General features: G+C 68.7%; 16 protein-coding genes, 1 pseudogene and 1 riboswitch. Of the genes and pseudogenes, 4 read left to right on the forward strand and 13 right to left on the reverse strand.

Annotated features, from left to right (window positions below):
* Positions 1-913 (forward strand): annotated as a pseudogene (locus tag F3J15_RS33765) (hypothetical protein); the annotation flags it as partial.
* Positions 914-1,011: 98 nt separating this feature from the next.
* Here F3J15_RS33765 and lnt read toward each other — a convergent pair.
* From lnt to F3J15_RS33805, 8 genes are all read right to left on the reverse strand, one after another.
* Positions 1,012-2,700: an apolipoprotein N-acyltransferase gene (lnt, locus tag F3J15_RS33770; RefSeq protein WP_166896664.1), complete on the reverse strand. Its 1,689-nt coding sequence runs from the start codon at positions 2,698-2,700 to the stop codon at positions 1,012-1,014.
* 52 nt (positions 2,701-2,752) lie between these two features.
* Positions 2,753-3,640 carry a transporter associated domain-containing protein gene (locus tag F3J15_RS33775; protein ID WP_039360042.1) on the reverse strand — a complete coding sequence of 296 codons (888 nt, stop codon included), beginning with the start codon at positions 3,638-3,640 and terminating at the stop codon, positions 2,753-2,755.
* Between the two features lie 308 nt (positions 3,641-3,948).
* Complete coding sequence (locus tag F3J15_RS33780) at positions 3,949-4,101, reverse strand: hypothetical protein (RefSeq protein ID WP_166896662.1); 153 nt, start codon at positions 4,099-4,101, stop codon at positions 3,949-3,951.
* Positions 4,102-4,171: 70 nt separating this feature from the next.
* Positions 4,172-4,804 carry a gamma-glutamylcyclotransferase gene (locus tag F3J15_RS33785; RefSeq protein WP_089446364.1) on the reverse strand — a complete coding sequence of 211 codons (633 nt, stop codon included), beginning with the start codon at positions 4,802-4,804 and terminating at the stop codon, positions 4,172-4,174.
* A 12-nt stretch (positions 4,805-4,816) separates the two neighbouring features.
* Positions 4,817-5,593, reverse strand: a complete 777-nt coding sequence (gene ybeY, locus F3J15_RS33790) for an rRNA maturation RNase YbeY (RefSeq protein WP_166896666.1) — start codon at positions 5,591-5,593, stop codon at positions 4,817-4,819.
* A gap of 147 nt (positions 5,594-5,740) precedes the next feature.
* Positions 5,741-6,787 carry a PhoH family protein gene (locus tag F3J15_RS33795; RefSeq protein WP_069248806.1) on the reverse strand — a complete coding sequence of 349 codons (1,047 nt, stop codon included), beginning with the start codon at positions 6,785-6,787 and terminating at the stop codon, positions 5,741-5,743.
* 25 nt (positions 6,788-6,812) lie between these two features.
* Positions 6,813-8,186 carry a tRNA (N6-isopentenyl adenosine(37)-C2)-methylthiotransferase MiaB gene (miaB, locus tag F3J15_RS33800; RefSeq protein WP_039360028.1) on the reverse strand — a complete coding sequence of 458 codons (1,374 nt, stop codon included), beginning with the start codon at positions 8,184-8,186 and terminating at the stop codon, positions 6,813-6,815.
* Between the two features lie 214 nt (positions 8,187-8,400).
* On the reverse strand, positions 8,401-9,342 hold the full coding sequence (locus tag F3J15_RS33805; RefSeq protein ID WP_166896668.1) for a LysR family transcriptional regulator: 942 nt from the start codon (positions 9,340-9,342) through the stop codon (positions 8,401-8,403).
* 144 nt (positions 9,343-9,486) lie between these two features.
* Here F3J15_RS33805 and F3J15_RS33810 point away from each other — a divergent pair, with 144 nt between their 5' ends.
* The 3 genes from F3J15_RS33810 (at position 9,487) to ribB (ending at position 12,745) form a co-directional block, all read left to right on the forward strand.
* Positions 9,487-10,662, forward strand: a complete 1,176-nt coding sequence (locus tag F3J15_RS33810; protein WP_166896670.1) for an MFS transporter — start codon at positions 9,487-9,489, stop codon at positions 10,660-10,662.
* A gap of 218 nt (positions 10,663-10,880) precedes the next feature.
* Positions 10,881-11,582 carry an XRE family transcriptional regulator gene (locus F3J15_RS33815; RefSeq protein WP_089446361.1) on the forward strand — a complete coding sequence of 234 codons (702 nt, stop codon included), beginning with the start codon at positions 10,881-10,883 and terminating at the stop codon, positions 11,580-11,582.
* Positions 11,583-11,767: 185 nt separating this feature from the next.
* A riboswitch (FMN riboswitch) is annotated at positions 11,768-11,916 on the forward strand.
* A gap of 118 nt (positions 11,917-12,034) precedes the next feature.
* Positions 12,035-12,745: a 3,4-dihydroxy-2-butanone-4-phosphate synthase gene (ribB, locus tag F3J15_RS33820; RefSeq protein WP_166896672.1), complete on the forward strand. Its 711-nt coding sequence runs from the start codon at positions 12,035-12,037 to the stop codon at positions 12,743-12,745.
* Between the two features lie 99 nt (positions 12,746-12,844).
* Here the strand turns inward: ribB and F3J15_RS33825 are convergent, their stop codons facing one another.
* The 5 genes from F3J15_RS33825 to F3J15_RS33845 form a co-directional block, all read right to left on the reverse strand.
* Positions 12,845-13,531, reverse strand: a complete 687-nt coding sequence (locus F3J15_RS33825) for an HAD-IA family hydrolase (protein ID WP_069248801.1) — start codon at positions 13,529-13,531, stop codon at positions 12,845-12,847.
* A 212-nt stretch (positions 13,532-13,743) separates the two neighbouring features.
* Positions 13,744-14,730, reverse strand: coding sequence for an inositol 2-dehydrogenase (gene iolG / locus F3J15_RS33830; RefSeq protein ID WP_166896674.1), 987 nt, complete (start codon positions 14,728-14,730; stop codon positions 13,744-13,746).
* Between the two features lie 71 nt (positions 14,731-14,801).
* Positions 14,802-15,629 (reverse strand): TIM barrel protein, encoded by an 828-nt coding sequence (locus F3J15_RS33835; protein ID WP_166896676.1) that lies wholly within the window; start codon positions 15,627-15,629, stop codon positions 14,802-14,804.
* 37 nt (positions 15,630-15,666) lie between these two features.
* The gene (locus F3J15_RS33840; protein ID WP_166896679.1) at positions 15,667-16,689 is read right to left on the reverse strand and encodes a xylose isomerase; all 1,023 of its coding nucleotides are present in this window, start codon (positions 16,687-16,689) and stop codon (positions 15,667-15,669) included.
* 156 nt (positions 16,690-16,845) lie between these two features.
* A partial coding sequence (locus F3J15_RS33845; protein WP_166896681.1) for a substrate-binding domain-containing protein occupies positions 16,846-17,560 on the reverse strand: 715 nt, incomplete at its 5' end.

Below are 17,560 nucleotides of genomic sequence, written 5' to 3' on the forward strand. Positions count from 1 at the left end.
CGCGGGCGAGTTGCGCGGCCGCCGGCCGGTGCTGCCGGGCCCGCGCTGGCAGGGCGAGCCGCTCGCCGGCAAGACGCTGCTCGTGTGGGGCGAGCAGGGGCTCGGCGACGTGCTGCAGTTCTGCCGCTTCGTCGCGCCGCTCGCCGAGCGCGTGCATCGCGAGGGCGGCCGGCTCATCTGGAATACGTTCCCGTTGGTGGGCACGCTGATGCAGCGCAGCCTCGGCGCGCATGCGGACGCGTTCAGCGCGGGCGGCGGCGTCGAATTGCTGCCGGCCTTCGATTACGAAGTACCGCTGATCGGCCTGCCGCTGATGCTCGGCATGGAAGCGTCGACGCACGCGTCGTCGGTGCCGTATCTGCGGGCCGATCCGCATGCGCGCGATGCGTGGCGCGCGCGGCTCGCGGGCGACCGCCGGCTGAAGGTCGGGCTCGTGTGGACGGGCAGCGCGGGGCACCAGCGCAATCCGTTCCGGCGGGTCGGGCTCGAGCGCTATGCCGACGCGTTCCGCGGGATCGACGGCGTCGCGTTTTATTCGCTGCAGCCGGGCGCGAACGCGGATGTCGAGGCGGCGCGCGCGGCGGGCTTCGCGATCGAGGACGTCACGGCGGAACTGACGAGCTTCGACGATACGGCCGCGTTCATCGGTGCGCTGGATCTCGTGATCACCGTGTGCACGTCGGTCGCGCACCTGGCGGGTGCGCTCGGCGCGCGCACCTGGGTGCTGCTCGACGTGAATCCGCACTGGCCGTGGCTGCTCGAACGCAAGGACAGCCCGTGGTACCCGACCGCGACGCTGTACCGGCAACCGGTGTTCGGCGCGTGGGAACCGGTGATGGAGGCGGTGAGCCGCGACCTGCGGCGCCTCGCCGCGCAGCCGGTTCAATCGGAGGAGGCGACCCGGGAGGCCTGAGCAGCCGGCCGTTTCGCGGCCGCGGGCCGCCGCTGCAGGTTGCAGCATGTCGCATTCGGCGGCGGCCGCCACGCACTGCGCAGCGGCCGCCCGTTGCGTCATTCCGGCTGGGCGTCGCCGTTCTTCTTGCCGTTGCGCCGGCGCAGCCCGGGGCCGAACGTGAAGCCGAACGCGAGCAGCACGAGCGACGCCGCGAGCACGATGTTGTTGCCGCTCGTCACGTAGGGCGTGAAGCCGCTGGTGCCTTCGATCCGCACGTCGAGCGAGCCGATCGTGAACGGCTTCAGCTGCCCGAGCACGCGGCCTTGCGCATCGATCGCGGCCGTCATCCCCGTGTTGGTCGAGCGCAGCATCGGCCGGCCCGTCTCGAGCGAGCGCATCCGCGCGATCTGCAGGTGCTGGTCGAGCGCGATCGTGTCGCCGAACCACGCGAGGTTCGTCACGTTGACGAGAACGCCCGGCGGCTGCGGATTGTCGCGGATCGTCGCGGCGATTTCCTCGCCGAACAAGTCCTCGTAGCAGATGTCGGCCATCACGGGCTGGTTGTGCACGAGGAACGGCTTCTGCACGAGTGCGCCGCGCGCGAAGTCGCCGAGCGGCATCTTCATCAGGTCGACGAACCACCGGAAGCCCCACGGGATGAATTCGCCGAAGGGCACGAGGTGGTGCTTGTCGTAGTGATAGATGTCGCGCGAATTCGGCGTCACGCCGTACAGGCTGTTCGTATAGTCGACGTAGTGGCCGTCCTCGGTCACCGATGCGCCGACCGCGCCGAACAGCACGGACGAGCCCGTCGTGTCGCTGAACTTGCGGATCGCGACGGCGAACGGCTCGGGCAGCTCCTGGATCATCACCGCGATCGCGGTTTCGGGCGTGACGATCAGGTCGGCCGGCTTCTCGATGATCATCTGCGTGTACATCTTGATCGCCGCGTCGATGCCCGCTTCCTCGAACTTGATGTCCTGCTTCACGTTGCCCTGCAGCAGCCGCACCGTGAGCGGCTTGTTCGCGGGCACCGTCCACGTGACCTGCGACAGCCCGAGACCGACCGCGATCAGCGCGACCGCGATGCCGGCCGGCGCGGCGATGCGCACGCGCGCATTGCCGGCGCGGGGCTCGGCGAGCGGCGACGGCCGGGCGGCGGCGAGCGCCTGCACGACGAGCGCGGCGAACAGCGCGAGCACCCACGCGATTCCGTACACGCCGGCGACCGGCGCGAAGCCCGCGAACGGGCCGTCGACCTGCGGATAGCCGCTGGCAAGCCACGGGAAGCCGGTGAGGACGGTGCCGCGCAGCCATTCGCCGAGTGCCCAGGCGCTCGCGAACGCGAATGCGCCGTGCCAGGTCGGCGAGAACGGCCGCGGGTCGGGCGTGCGGCGATGCCACGCATGGCCCGCGCAGAACGACCACAGCCCGGCGGAGAACGCCGGGTATAGCGACAGGTACAGCGAGAACAGCACGAGCGCGCCGCCCGCGAGCGGCGCGGCCATCTCGCCGTACACGTGCATGCTGATGTAGAGCCACCAGACGCCGGTGATGAAGTTGCCGAAGCCGAACGCGCCGCCGGTGAGCGCGGCGCTGCGCCAGCTTGCGGTGCGTGTGAGCTGCGCGAAAAACCAGACGAATACGACGAGTTGCAGCCAGCCGCCATGCGGCGTCGGTGCGAAGCTGAGCGTATTGGCTGCGCCGGCGAGCAGCGCGGCCGGATAGTGCCAGCGCGGCAGCGCGCGGCCGGGTGTCGGCGCGAGAAGGCCGCCAGCCGGGCGGGACAGGATCGGATCGTCCATGTGAAGCGGAAGAGGGCGAGCGGTTGTGGAACGCGCGGCTGGCGCGCGACGGTCAGTCCTCGTGCGAGGCTTCGGCCCGACGGCTGGCGAGCGGGTTGCGGCGCACCAGCAGTACGTGGACCTGGCGTGCATCGCCGCGCTGGATCTCGAACACGAGATTGCCGAGCTGCAGCTTCTCGCCGCGATGCGGGACGCGGCCGAAATGATGCGTGATCAGCCCGCCGATCGTGTCGACTTCGTCGTCGGGGAAATCGGTGCCGAACGTCTCGTTGAACTGCTCGATCTCGGTGAGCGCACGCACGCGGTAGCGGCCGTCGGGCCCCGAGATGATGTTGCCGGCTTCCTCGTCGAAGTCGTATTCGTCCTCGATGTCGCCGACGATCTGCTCGAGCACGTCCTCGATCGTGATCAGGCCCGCGACGCCGCCGTATTCGTCGACGACGATCGCGAGGTGATTGCGGTTCACGCGGAAGTCGTGCAGCAGCACGTTCAGGCGCTTCGATTCGGGAATGAACACGGCCGGGCGCAGCATCCCGCGCACGTCGAATTCCTCTTCGGCATAGAAACGCAGCAGATCCTTCGCGAGCAGCACGCCGATGACGTTGTCGCGGTTCTCCTCGTACACGGGGTAGCGCGAGTGCGCCTTCTCGAGGACGAACGGGATGAAATCTTCGGGCTTGTCGGCGATGTTGATCGCGTCCATCTGGGCGCGCGGCACCATGATGTCGCGTGCGCACAGGTCGGATACCTGGAAAACGCCTTCGATCATCGACAGCGAATCGGCGTCGATCAGGTTGCGCTCGTGGGCATCCTGGAGGATTTCCAGCAACTCGCCGCGGGATTCGGGCTCGGGCGAGATGAAGTCGGTCAGGCGCTCGAGCAGCGAGCGCTTTTCTTGCGGTTTGTCGGTTAGCTTACGACTGGGATACGAATCGTTCATGGTGGTGCGCCCGGGTCATGCCGGAGCGCGCTGTCACGGAGTAGGCAAGGATACACCAAGGGCACGACGCGACCGTGTCACACCGGCCGCACGGCCAGGGTGCGCGGCTCGCGCGGGCCCGCTCGCGGACGGCCGCGCCGGGCGCGGCATCGTCCTCGGTTCCATCCTATCTCAGAAAAGCGCGGCGGGGCAGCGGCGGCAAAAAACGGGTGCGGAAGGGGCGGGGCGCCGTGACGCGGGAAAACGTCCGGCGGAGGCGGCCCGGGGCGGCATTCTGTCGCACGCGGGTTGTGTCGCCGCGCCGCGGTTCAGAACCGCATGCCGGCCGAGCAGCCGCCGGCGGCCGCGCCGTTGGTCGCGGCGCCGCCGCAGCCCAGGATTCCGCAGCCGGACAGCGCGACGCTCGCGGCGACGATCAGCGCGGCAATCTTGCAATGCGACCAGCGTGACGGTTTCATCATCGGGAGTGCCCTCGTTCGAATGCGCACGCGGCGCGGCAGCGCGTGGTGGCAAGCCGGGCGCCGTGCCGCATCACCGGCATCGCGCGAGCAGCCCTTCGAGTGCGCGATCGGGGATGCCGCTCGCGCGCAGCGCGTCGACCGTGCGGCTCACGTAGTCGAGCGTCGTGCCGTAACGGCCGGCCGCGCAGCTGAACACTTCCTTCACGACGGGATCGGTCAGCTTGCCCGTGTAGGTGGGCGCATCGCGGCGCATCACGAACGCGAGCGCGTTCACGCGTTCGCCGTTTTCCAGCGAGCATGGCAGCCACGCAGGCCGGTATGAACCCATCGGCATTTCGCGCTTCCACAACGTTTCGAGGTGCGGTTGCGCAGTCGGGCCGGCGAGCCGGAACGCGATGCCCGAGCAGGAGCCGCCGCGATCGAGCGCGAGCACGAGGCCCGGGCGTTCGGGGGTGCCGCGGTTCACGCGCGACCACAGGTAGAGCCCGCGGTGATAGCCGTGCACCTTGCCGCGCACAGCGGCGACGGTCGGCAACCCCGGGTTCCAGATCAGCGAGCCATAGCCGAACAGCCAGAGATCCTGCTGGCCGTCCCAGTCGCGCATCGTGTGCGCGAGCGACGCCGCGAGCTCGTCTTCCGTCAGCAGACGGCCTTCGCCGATCGACGGCGGGTAGGCGGGCGGCAGCATCGCGGCGTTACGCATCGGGCGGAGGGCTTACTGGTACGGGTTCGGGAAACCCAGCTTCGCGAGGATGTCGACTTCGAGCGCTTCCATTTCGGCTGCGTCCTCGTCGCTCGTCTCGTGGTCGTAGCCCTGCGCGTGCAGCGCGCCGTGCACCAGCAGGTGCGCGTAGTGGGCCGTGAGCGGCTTGCCCTGGTCGTGCGCTTCCTTCTCGACGACCGGGCAGCACAGCACGAGGTCGCCGATCACGGTGCCGTCGGGTGCCGCGTCGTACGCGAAGGTCAGCACGTTGGTCGGGTAGTCCTTGTGGCGGTAGCCGGCGTTCAGCGTGCGGCCTTCTTCTTCGCCGACGAAGCGCACGGTGAGCTGCGCGCTGGCGAACAGCGCGGGCTCGATCCACTCGGCGATCAGCTTGCGCTTCGGCAGCGTCTTGCGCACGTCGCTCGTGATTTCATCACCGTATTGCACGGACAGGTCGAGCTCCGGCTCGCGCAGCGCGTCTTCGGTGTCGTCTTCGCGCGGGGCGGGCTCGGCACCCACGTGCAGCGTCACGCTGTCGTAGTGCTCGGGCTGCAGCGCGAGCTTCGCGCGCATGACCGGATCGTTGTGCTGCGCGACGATCGCGACGGCGGCTTCTCCCGAACTGCCCGACAGGTCGAACATCAGGCTGCGGCCATCCGGGAAGTCGATTCGCAGCCCTTGCGCGTTGACGGTCCGGGCCTTGCCCTTCGCATCGAACAGCGACAGGCGGGGGGAGGCGGGCGCGGCGGACTTGGCGCGCTCGGACTTGCGGGAACGGGAGGATTTCATGACGCGTGCGGCGATTAGGACGCGTTGAGGATACACCAAACGGCCGATCGCACCCGAATTCACACAGGCGAAAAAAAGCCCGGCGCGCCGTCTGGCGGGCCGGGCCGGGCCGTCATGCCGGGGCGGCGTACAGGTGCCGCCGGCCGGTCAGCCGTCCTGGTGCTGCGCGTGGAATTCGTCGTACGCCTCGACGATGCGCGCGACGAGCGGATGGCGCACGACGTCCGCGCTCGTGAAGCGCGTGAGCGCGATGCCGCGCACGCCGCCGAGCACCTGCTGCGCCTCGACGAGGCCGCTCTTGTGGCCGCGCGGCAGGTCGACCTGGCTCGTGTCGCCGGTCACCACCGCCTTCGAGCCGAAGCCGATCCGCGTGAGGAACATCTTCATCTGCTCGGGCGTCGTGTTCTGCGCCTCGTCGAGGATGATGAACGCGTGGTTCAGCGTGCGGCCGCGCATGTACGCGAGCGGCGCGATCTCGATCATCTGGCGCTCGAACATCTTCGCCGTCTTGTCGAAGCCGAGCAGGTCGTACAGCGCGTCGTACAGCGGACGCAGGTACGGGTCGACCTTCTGCGCGAGATCGCCCGGCAGGAAGCCGAGCCGCTCGCCGGCCTCGACGGCCGGGCGCGTCAGCACGATCCGCTTGACCTGGTCGCGCTCGAGCGCGTCGACCGCGCACGCGACCGCGAGGTAGGTCTTGCCGGTGCCGGCCGGCCCGATGCCGAACGTCACGTCGTGCGACAGGATCTGCTTCAGGTACTCGCGCTGCGCCGGCGTGCGGCCGCGCAGGTCGGCGCGCCGCGTGTAGAGCTTCGGCGCGGGCTCCTCGTCCGGCTCGCTGGCGTCGAGCTGCACGACGGGCTCGTCGAACGGATGGTCGGGGTCGCCGCGAAAGCGCACGTCGAGCGTGTCCTGGCGGCCGTTGCCGGACGTATGGCGCACTTCGACCAGCGCGAGCTGGATGTCGTCGACCGACAGCGCATCGCGCGCGCGGTTGTAGAAGTTCTCGAGTGCGGTGAGCGCGAGCTTGGCGCCGCGCCCGCGGATCGCGATCCGGTGGCCGCGTCGCGACAGCGTGACGTCGAGCGCCTGTTCGATCTGCCGCAGGTTCTCGTCGAGCGGGCCGCAGAGGTTGGCGAGGCGCGCGTTGTCGTCGCGCGGCGCGACGAATTCCAGTGCTTGGGTCGGCTTCAAAGTGGCGTCGGGCTCCTGTTGAGCGTCAGTGCGTGGCCGCGCTCGCGTCGTCGCTGACGAGCACGAGCTCGCCGCGCAGCGAATGCGGGTAGGCGTGGTTGATCTTCACGTCGATCATCTGGCCGATCAGGCGCGGGTGCGACGCGAGCGGCGCCGGGAAATTCACGACCCGGTTGTTCTCGGTACGGCCCGCGAGTTCGTTCGGGTCCTTGCGCGACGGGCCCTCGACGAGGATCCGCTCGACCTTCCCGACCATCGACTGGCTGATGCGCGCGACGTTTTCCTCGATGGTCGCCTGCAGATGTTGCAGGCGTTTGAGCTTCACTTCGCGCGGCGTGTCGTCGTGCAGGTTCGCGGCCGGCGTGCCGGGGCGCGGGCTGTAGATGAACGAGAAGCTGGTGTCGTAGCTCATCTCGTGCACGAGCGCCATCATCTTGTCGAAATCGTCCTCGGTCTCGCCGGGGAAGCCGACGATCATGTCGGTCGACAGCGACAGGTCCGGGCGGATCGCGCGCAGCTTGCGGATCACCGACTTGTATTCGAGCACCGTGTAGCCGCGCTTCATCGCCATCAGGATGCGGTCGGAGCCGTGCTGGACGGGCAGGTGCAGATGGCTCACGAGCTTCGGCACCTTTGCGTAGGTGTCGATCAGGCGCTGCGTGAATTCCTTCGGATGCGACGTCGTGTAGCGGATCCGCTCGATGCCGGGGATGTCGGCGACGTATTCGATCAGCGTCGCGAAATCGGCGATTTCCGACGAGCCGGCCGCCAGCGCGCCGCGATACGCGTTCACGTTCTGGCCGAGCAGCGTGACTTCGCGCACGCCCTGGTCGGCGAGGCCGGCCACTTCGGTCAGCACGTCGTCGAGCGGGCGCGACACTTCATCGCCGCGCGTGTACGGCACCACGCAGTAGCTGCAGTACTTCGAGCAGCCTTCCATGATCGACACGAACGCGCTCGGCCCCTCGACGCGCGCGGGCGGCAGGTGGTCGAACTTCTCGATTTCGGGGAACGAGATGTCGACCTGCGCACGGCCGCTTTCGCGGCGCGCGTCGATCATCTGCGGCAGGCGGTGCAGGGTTTGCGGGCCGAACACGAGGTCGACGTACGGCGCGCGCGACACGATCGATGCGCCTTCCTGGCTGGCCACGCAGCCGCCGACACCGATCAGCAGGCCGGGCTTCGCTTCCTTCAGTTCGCGCACGCGGCCGAGATCGGAGAACACCTTCTCCTGCGCCTTTTCACGCACCGAGCAGGTGTTGAACAGGATGATGTCCGCGTCTTCCGGCGTATCGGTCTTTTCGAGGCCTTCGGCCGCATTCAGCACGTCCACCATCTTGTCCGAGTCGTACTCGTTCATCTGGCAGCCGAAGGTCTTTACGTAAACTTTCTTGGTCATGGGGGTTCGCCGTTCGCAGTGGTTGACCTGGGGGCGTCGTCAAGAGTGAATCGGGACGGCCGTGCGCGGCGCGCGAATTGCGCGCATCGGACAGGAAAGGCCGTCGGGAAAGCCTTCCATTATAGCTTTTCACGCCCCGACGGACGGGCGGTCGGTTGCGGGCGCGCGACGCCGGTTTTCACGTTCCGACCCCTGCATGGTGGCGGGCCGGCCGTCAGCGGCACGCGTTCAGCAGGTCGTCGAGCGCGGCTTCCTCGCGCGCGAAGCGTTCGGCGAGAAAGTCGAGCAGCACGCGCACGCGCGGCGCCATGTAGCGCTTGCCCGGATAAATCGCGTGCAGCGGCGCGCTCTGGTGCCGCCAGTCGGGCAACAGGACCTTGAGCCGCCCGGCGCGGATGTCGTCGGCGACATCCCAGATCGAGTTCAGCACGATGCCGCGGCCGCGCAGCGCCCACTCGCGGGCAAGGCCGCCGTCGTTGGTCTCGAACGCGGTGGCGAGCGGCACCGTGCAGGTCTGCATTTCGTCGCCTCGGTCGCCGCGCGTGAAGCGCCACGTGTTCATCGGGCCGGACGCCACCGTGATCACGTTGCACGGAAAGCGGGCCAGATCGTGCGGGTCACTCGGCACGCCGTGGCGTTCGATGAAAGACGGCGCCGCGCACGGCACGCGCCGGTCCGCGGCGAGCCGGCGGGCGATCAGCGCGCCGTCGGGCGGCGCCGCGAAGCGGATCGCGAGGTCGATCTCGTCCTGCCACAGGTTCACCGTCGAGTCGGACGCCGTCAGCGAGAACGTCACGTCCGGGTAGCGCGCGGTGAATTCGTCGAGCCAGTCGAGCAGCCGGCGGCGGCCGAAATCGGACGTCGCCGACAGCCGCACCCGGCCGCCGACGACGTTGCGGCCGGCCTGCAGCAGCGCGTTCGCGTCGTCGAGCGCCTGCAATGCCTGCCGGCAACCGGTCAGGTACAGGCGGCCCTCGTCGGTGAGCCGCAACTGCCGGGTCGAACGGTCGAACAGCCGCGTGGCGACCGCCGCCTCGAGCTTCGCGAGGCGCGCGCTCGCGGCGGCCGGCGTGAGGTTCAGCTTGCGCCCGGCGGCGGACAGGCTACCCAGTTCGGCCGCCTCGACGAACAGCCGGATGTCGCCCAGTCGATCCATACGATTTTCCAGAAATATTTGAAAATGGTTCAAATGCCACGCCAATTATCAAATATCGGCATCTTCGGGACAATGCGCACATCCTGCCTTTTGTGCGGTGCGGCACCGACCGGGCGCCGCGTCCGCCGCCTTCCGGAGAACGACATGCCCATTCCGTTACTGGCGCTTGCGATCAGCGCCTTCGCCATCGGTACCACCGAGTTCATCATCATGGGCCTGTTGCCCGAAGTCGCGCGCGACCTGGCCGTGTCGCTGCCGTCGGCCGGCCTGCTGGTCACGGGCTACGCACTCGGTGTCGCGGCCGGCGCGCCGCTGCTCGCGGTGCTGACGAGCCGCATGCCGCGCAAGGCCGCGCTGCAGTGTCTGATGGCGATCTTCATCGTCGGCAACGTGCTGTGCGCGACCGCGTCCGGCTACGCGATGCTGATGGTCGCGCGCGTCGTCACGTCGTTCGCGCACGGGTCGTTCTTCGGGATCGGCGCGGTGGTCGCCGCGTCGCTCGTGCCGGCCGACAAGCGTGCGAGCGCGATCGCGCTGATGTTCACGGGGCTCACGCTGTCGAACGTGCTCGGCGTTCCGTTCGGCACCTTCGTCGGCCAGTTGCTCGGCTGGCGCGCGTCGTTCTGGATCGTCGCCGCGCTCGGCGTGCTGTCGCTCGGCGGCGTCGCCGCGCTGGTGCCGAACCGCCACGACAGCGGGCCGGTCGGCCTCGGCCACGAAGTGCGCGTGCTGAAGGAGCCGCAGGTGTGGCTCGCACTGCTGATGACCGTGCTCGGCTTCGGCGGCGTGTTCGTCGTGTTCACGTACATCGCGCCGATTCTCCAGACCGTGTCGGGCTATTCGCCGCGTGCGGTCGCGCTGATCCTCGTCCTGTTCGGCGCGGGACTGACGATCGGCAACACGCTCGGCGGCAAGCTCGCCGACCGCGCGCTGATGCCGTCGCTGATCGCGATCCTCGTTGCGCTGATGGCCGTGATGGTCGTGTTCGCCACGACGAGCCACCATCCGGTCGCGGCGGCCGTCACCGTGTTCGTATGGGGGATCGCCGCATTTGCGACGGTGCCGCCGCTCCAGGCGCACGTGGTCGAGAAGGCTGCGAGCGCGCCGCATCTCGCATCGACGCTGAACATCGGCGCGTTCAACGTCGGCAATGCGCTCGGCGCGTGGCTCGGCGGCCTTGCGCTGGAACACGGCCTGGCGCTCGATGCGCTGCCCTGGGTGGCCGTCGCGGTGACGTTCGCGGCGCTCGTCGTCACGTGGTTCGCGATGCGGCTCGACGCGCGCGGGCCGGCGCGCGGCACGGCGCCGGCGGCGCAATGAACGGTGCAACGCGCGGCACCGGCGCGACGCGATAGCGGCGGGAAAAGGTTCGCGAGGAACGCATTCCTCCGCGATGCTGATAACGGTGTGAAGATAACTTCGTTTGCCGGTGCAAGGCCGGGTGATAGCGTTTCGATACGCGCCGTTGCTGGCGCAACCCGATTCCGATCCCGGCTTACCCCATACGCAGGGCTGCACCGCGGCCCGGAGGCAATGCTATGTCTTCATCCCTGGCGCTCGTGCGCGACGTGTCTTCCTTCGAATCCGGCAACGCCGCCGATGCGCGGGCGTCCGCGTCGCTCGACGCTCTCGAACAGGTCGTCGGTGTGAACCTCGCGCGGTTGCGCGCCGAGCGGCAATTGTCGCTCGATGCGCTCGCGCGGCTGTCCGGCGTGTCGCGCGCGATGCTCGCGCAGATCGAGTCGGCGCGCAGCGTGCCGTCGATCAAGGTGCTCTGCAAGATCGCCGCGGCGCTGAAGGTATCGGTCGCCGCGTTCCTGCGGCGCCATGCGGTGAACGGCTTCGAGCACCTGGCGGCCGAGCGTGCGTCGCGGGTCGTCAGCTCGAACGGCCGCTTCTCGGCGCGGGCGCTGTACCCGGAAGGCGAGCCGGCCGCGGCCGAGTTCCACGAGCTGCGGATCGCGCCGCTGCATACGGAGCCCGGCGCCCGCCGCGCGCCCGGCACGACGGTCAACCTCGTCGTCAGCGAGGGCACGCTCGAAGTCAGCGTGCACGACCGCCGCCAGTTGCTCGCGACCGGCGATGCGATCGTGTTCGATGCCGACCAGCCGTACAGCCTGCGCAACCCGGGCGACAGCGAGGCGCGCGCATTCCGCGTGACGGTGAGCCCCGAGGTGCCGCCGCGCTGGCTCGTGCCCGATGCGGCGCACGCGGCACATGCCGCGCACGCGGCCGGCTGACCGCGCAACGCAGGCCGCGCGGAAGCGGCTCGCGTGCTCGCCGTTCGGACGAGCACGCGGGTCGTCCGTCGGCCGTTTGGACGATGCCGTTAGACGGAGTCGTCAGTAAGGTTTTAGGCAGTGTTCGCTGCGCAGCTGTTGTATGCTTGGCCCGCCGTCGATGGGGTTGGCCCATCCGGCAATCAGTGCGTCTTCAGGGCGGGGTGAAATTCCCCACCGGCGGTAGGCTGGCGTAAGCCGGCGAGCCCGCGAGCGCCCGCGCAAACGCGCGGGGTCAGCAGATCTGGTCGAATGCCAGAGCCGACGGTCATAGTCCGGATGAGAGAAGATGTGCAGATAGTCATGTCCGTCAGGGCCGCTTCGCGATGTGTGCGAAGCGGGTTGTCGTTCTGTCTGTTTGCAATGCCCTGAAACGTTTTTCGCCCAAATCGTATTTGCGAGGAGCGTTTCACATGTCCTTGATGTCCGTTTCGTCGGCACCCGCCGACGCCTTTGCCGATCTCCCGTTGCTGGATTCCGAACCGGTGCCGCCGCGCATCGCCGCCGCGCTCGAAGCGATGCGCGCCGGCCGTGCCGTGGTGCTGCAGGACGACCATGACCGCGAGAACGAAGCCGACCTGATCGTTGCCGCCGAGTGCATCACGCCCGAGACGATGGCACTGCTGATCCGCGAATGCAGCGGCATCGTGTGCCTGTGCCTGACCGACGATACCGTGCGTGCGCTCGAGCTGCCGCCGATGGTGCAGACCAACGAGAGCCGCAACGGCACTGCGTTCACCGTGTCGATCGAGGCGCGCGAAGGCGTGCATACGGGCGTATCGGCGGCCGATCGCGTCACGACGATCCGCGCGGCGATCGCAGAAGGGGCGAAGCCGCACGACATCGTGCGCCCGGGCCACGTGTTTCCGTTGCGTGCGCAACCGGGCGGCGTGCTGGCGCGCCGCGGTCACACCGAAGGCACGGTCGACCTGTCGATCCTCGCGGGCCTGAAGCCGGCCGGCGTGCTGTGCGAACTGATGAATCCGGATGGCACGATGACGCGCGGCGACGATGTCGAGCGTTTCGCGCAACAGCACGGGCTGCCGATGCTGACGATCGCGGAGCTCGTCGAGTTCCGCGAGGCGCTGGCCGCCGCGCGCGAGCGCTGCTGCGAACCGGCCTGAGGGAAAGGAAGGGCGGGCGCGTTCGCGCCCGTGACACGGCGTGCGTGAACCGGCGCACGCCGGATCGGCCCGATCAGCGTGATCGGGCCGGCATGACCATCAGGACTGTACGTCCCCGAATTCGCCGCGCATGCCGGCTTCGACGAACGCCGGCAGTTCGTCCATCCTGCGCATGATCCGCGTGATGCCCATCGCGCGCAGCGCGTCCGCGTAATTGTCGGGGATGTGGCTCGCGCCGACGAACGCGATCGTCTTCATGCCTGCCGCCCGCGCGGCATTCAGCCCCGACACGCTGTCCTCGACGACGATGCAGCGCTCCGGCGCGACGCCGAGCGTGTGCGCCGCATGCAGGTAGACGTCGGGGTAGGGCTTCGGCCGTGCCACCTGTTCGGAGCTGAACACGCGATCGCCGAAGATCTCGGTGAGCGCCGCGCGCTTCAGCGAGCTGCGCACGCGTGCGAGCCGGCTGTTCGACACGACGGCCGCCGGCAGGCTCACCTTCAGCAGCGCGTCGCGCACGCCGGAGATCGGCGCGAGCGATTGCGCGAGTGCGCTCTCGATGTTGTGCTCGATGGTCTCGATGAAGTTGGCCGGCATTTCGATCCCGAAGCGGGATTCGATTCCCGCCAGGAAGCGCGACGTCTGCTGGCCGAACGCCGACTTGGCGGCGGCTTCGAAGTCGAGATTCGGGAACGTGGCGGACAGCGTGTCGAGCAGGACGCGGTCGGCAATGATTTCGCTGTCGACGAGCACGCCGTCGCAGTCGCAGATGAGGTGATCGAGCATGGTGGTGAAAAAGCGGGATGTCGGCGACGCAGATCAATTCGCCATCATACGTGCTTTCACGCGCACGCCGCGCGACGCTTCGGCAAATTTTCCCGACGCGGTCGCATGCTGAGCGCGTCTCGTCCGGATGGGTTGCCGATCGTCCGGCGGCGGCCCGCTTGTGCGGTTAGCCGTCGCCTGTCGCCGCCTGTCACCGCTTGTCGCCGGTGACATCACAGCTCGATTACGCGCTCCGTTTTCCACGACGTCATCGCGGCCTCGGCCAGTTCGAGCGCGGCGAGCCCGTCGTCGATCGTCGTGCGGACCGGCGTGCCGTCGCGCAGCGCATCGACGAAGTGCGCGATCTCGGCCGCGTACGCATGCCGGTAGCGTTCGAGGAAGAACGGCTCCGGCACATCCGTCGCGATGCCGGCCGCGAGCCACGCGCTCACCTCGGTCGGCCGCACGTTGCCGGCCTGCAGCATTCCGTTGCTGCCGAGCAGCTCGAAACGCTGGTCGTAGCCGTACGCGGCGCGCCGCGACGTGTTGATCTGGCACAGCAGCCCGCGCCGCGTGCGGATCGTCACGGCCGTCGAATCGATGTCGCCCGCGGCGTGCACGGCCGGATCGGTCAGGCAGCTGCCGGTCGCGTGCAGCGTCTGCGCTTCGTCGCCGAGAATCCAGCGGAACACGTCGAAATCGTGGATCAGCATGTCCTTGAAGATGCCGCCCGAACTGCGGATGTAGTCGACGGGCGGCGCGCCCGGATCGCGGCTCGTGACGACCAGCATTTCGGGCGCGCCGATCTCGCCGCGCTCGACGCGCGCCTTCAGCGCGGCGAACGTCGGGTCGAAGCGGCGCTGGAAGCCGATCATGCAGATCACGCCGCTGCGCCGGACGGCGTCCGCGCACGCACGCGAGCGCTCGACGGTCAGGTCGACGGGCTTCTCGCAGAATATGGCTTTGCCCGCATTCGCGGCCGCGACGATCAGGTCCGCATGCGTGTCGGTGCTCGATGCGATCACGACCGCCCGGACGTCCGGATCGCCGAGTGCGCGCTCGACGTCGGCCACCTGCGCGCCGTGCGCGTGGGCCAGCGCTTCAGCCGACGGCGCATGCCGGTCGACGACGTACTTCAGCTTCGCGCCCGGATGGCGCGCGAGATTCGCCGCGTGGATCTTGCCGATTCGTCCCGCGCCGAACAACGCGAATTCGATCATTCCGTTCTCCTGTTGATTTCGTGGATTTGCGCCGGTACGCAGTTGCAGTTGGCTGTGTACCGTGGCGGCACTCATTGATTCGCCAGTGCGCCGCGCACGTAGTCGATGCTCGCCCGCAGCCGGTTCTCGATGTCGTCGGCTTCGGCGATTTCTTGCGCGAACGGCTCGAACGAAAACGCGCCGCGGTAGCCGCGCGCAAGCAGTTCGCGCAGTTGCCGGATATTGCCGAGCCGGTCGGCGCCGCTGACCAGCACACGATGGCCGTCGCGCATCCGGTCGACCGGCAGGTCGTCCTCCTCGACGCCCGAGATGTGCACGAGGCCCGTCAGGTTCGGGAAGAAGATGTCCTCGCCCGACAGGTGATGATGAAACGTGTCGTGCACGAGGCGGAACACCTGTTCGCCCGCCGCGTCGTAGATGCCTTTTACCGCATCCGACTTGCGGCGCAGCGCGCATTCCTCGAAGCCGAGCGGCTCGATGAAGCCGAGCAGGCCGCGCGCGTCGAGGATCGGTTTGAGCGCCTTCAGCGCCTTCACGAGATCCGCGTGGCGCACGTCCGCGCTGCGCGTGTCGCTCCGGCTGTTGGTCGGGCACAGCACCAGCGCACGCGCGCCGCATTGCGCCGCGTAGTCGGCCAGCACGGTCGCCTCGTCCGCGCGCTCGGCGTTCCATTGCTCGAAGCGCTGCAGCGCGTTGATCGTCAGGATCGTCACGCCGCCGGCCTCGGCAGTCGCGCGCACGGCGGCGGCCGGCATGCCGTCGGTGATCTCGACGCCGTCGAGATCGTTGCGGATCTCGATTGTGTCGACGCCGAGGCGCTGGCACAGCGCGACGTAACGGTCGAACGGCAAGCGCGGTGCGCTCATCCGGTTCAGCGAAAAATGGAAGGCTTGCGTCATCGTTCTGTCCTTGGGTCTCGAGTGGGGGCGGGGCGAATCAGGTGCCGGTGTGCGCGACGTCGGCTGCCGGCGGCGCGGCGAGGGCACGCCACGTGTCGCGCAACCAATGCGCGCACGCAACGTTGTTGTCGAAGATCGAATAGCGCGCGCCGCCGCCGTAGTCGGGAAACGGGATGAATTCGCAACTGATCTGCTCGACGCGCGCCGGCTGTACGTGGGCCTGCGCGTGCAGCAACTGCCGAAGCGCGGCCTTCCACGTGTCGAGTTCATCCGCGCGCCATGCGCCGTGATAGGTGCCTGGAGCCGGCGCGACGAACGGGTACTGTATGCCGCGCCCGGGCCTGCCGTCGGCGCGGCGCATCCACGGGTTGTCCGGATTGTTCGGCATCACGCTGCGCGCATGTGCATGCCGGACCCAGCTGCGCGCGATCCAGTCGGCGTAGAGGGCGTCGGGCGATGCAGGGTCGAGCAACCGTCGGCCGCCGTCGGCCGCGTCGCGGATGCCCGATGCATCGAGTTCGGTGTGGTTGCCGATCTTGAACAGCAGGTGCGAATGATCGAGCGTGATCCGGAACGGCACGCCGGCCTGCTCGACAAGCCGTGCGACGCGTGCGATGCGCGTGAAATCCTCGCTCCACATGTCGACGTGCACTTCGAGGCTCGGCAGGCAGCCAGCCGGCTCGCCGCGCTCGTAGGTCTGCAGGTAGAAATCGGCGATCTCGCGGTCGGACAGCGGATGGCCGTCCGCGTGATGCGCATGCAGCTGGCAGTTGAGCACCGTGCTGCCGAAGCGCGCGCCCGCGTCGATGATCTCGGCGACGTGTGTTTCGTCACGGCCCGCGCACCAGATGCCGCCGATCACGCGAATCGGCAGCGCATGGCGTTCGACCAGCGCGAAATACGGCGACAGGTCCTCGCCGCGCGCCGGGTTCTTCTCGACGTAGTCGAACACACCGGCGCCGGCGACCCTCCGGAAGCGTTCGGCGGGTGTGGGCAACGGCAGGCCGTCGTGTTCGAGCACGCCGTCGAGGTTCACGCCGATGAGGATCGGTTCAGCCATCGTCTCCTGTCCGCCGTTGTCATGGGATTGGCTGCCCAATGTACGGACGCGCGGCGCGGGCTGCATGACAAACGTTGACGAAAAATCGCCAATGCGGCGGTCGATTTTTTCGCAATGCGCATGCGGCGCGACAGACGGTGTGTCGGGTGTTCGAATTCAGGCCGGCAGGTAGGCGCTCGTTCTCACGTTTGCCGGACAGAACACGCGGAATTCGACCGGATCGGCCGGTGGCGGCTGTTCGACGATCCCGCACGCATGCAGCACGTGCTGCAGCGCGGAAATCACCTGGCCGTCCGGATCCTGGTCGATCGCGAGATCCATCGCGCCGGATTCGATGAAGCTGCGGTGCAGGTCGATCATCTCGTGGCCGATCCACACGACGCGGCCGGCCGCGCCGGCCTTGCGCAGCGCCGCTTCGATGCCGGCCGAGCCGGCGCCGCTGTTGTAGATCGCGACCACGTCGTCGTGCGCCTGCAGCGCCTTCGTCACCGCGCGGTAGCAGCGATCGTCCTGGTCGAGCGTCTCGACCGGCTCGTCGTCGCAGCGGACGGCCGCGAACGCTTCGGCGAGCTGGTCGCGGCAGCCGGCCATCCGGTCGGCGTGCGCGCGGTAGCCCATGCGCCCGCCGAGCAGCAGCACGCGGCCGGGGCGTGCCGCCAGGCGGCCGATGTAATAGCCGGCCGTGCGCCCGGCCCGGTAGTTGTCGATGCCGGCGAAGTGCGCGCGGTCGATGCCGCCGATGTCGGTGACCATTGTCACGACGGTCTCGCCGCGCGCGATCGCGCCGGCCAGCGCGTCGCGCACGCGGCTCGTGTCGCGTGCCGTGACGATCAGCGCCGCGCGCCGGTAGGCGGGCCGTTCGATCAGCGCG

Source organism: Burkholderia sp. Ap-955 (genome assembly GCF_011753045.1).
Lineage (GTDB): Bacteria > Pseudomonadota > Gammaproteobacteria > Burkholderiales > Burkholderiaceae > Burkholderia > Burkholderia lata_D.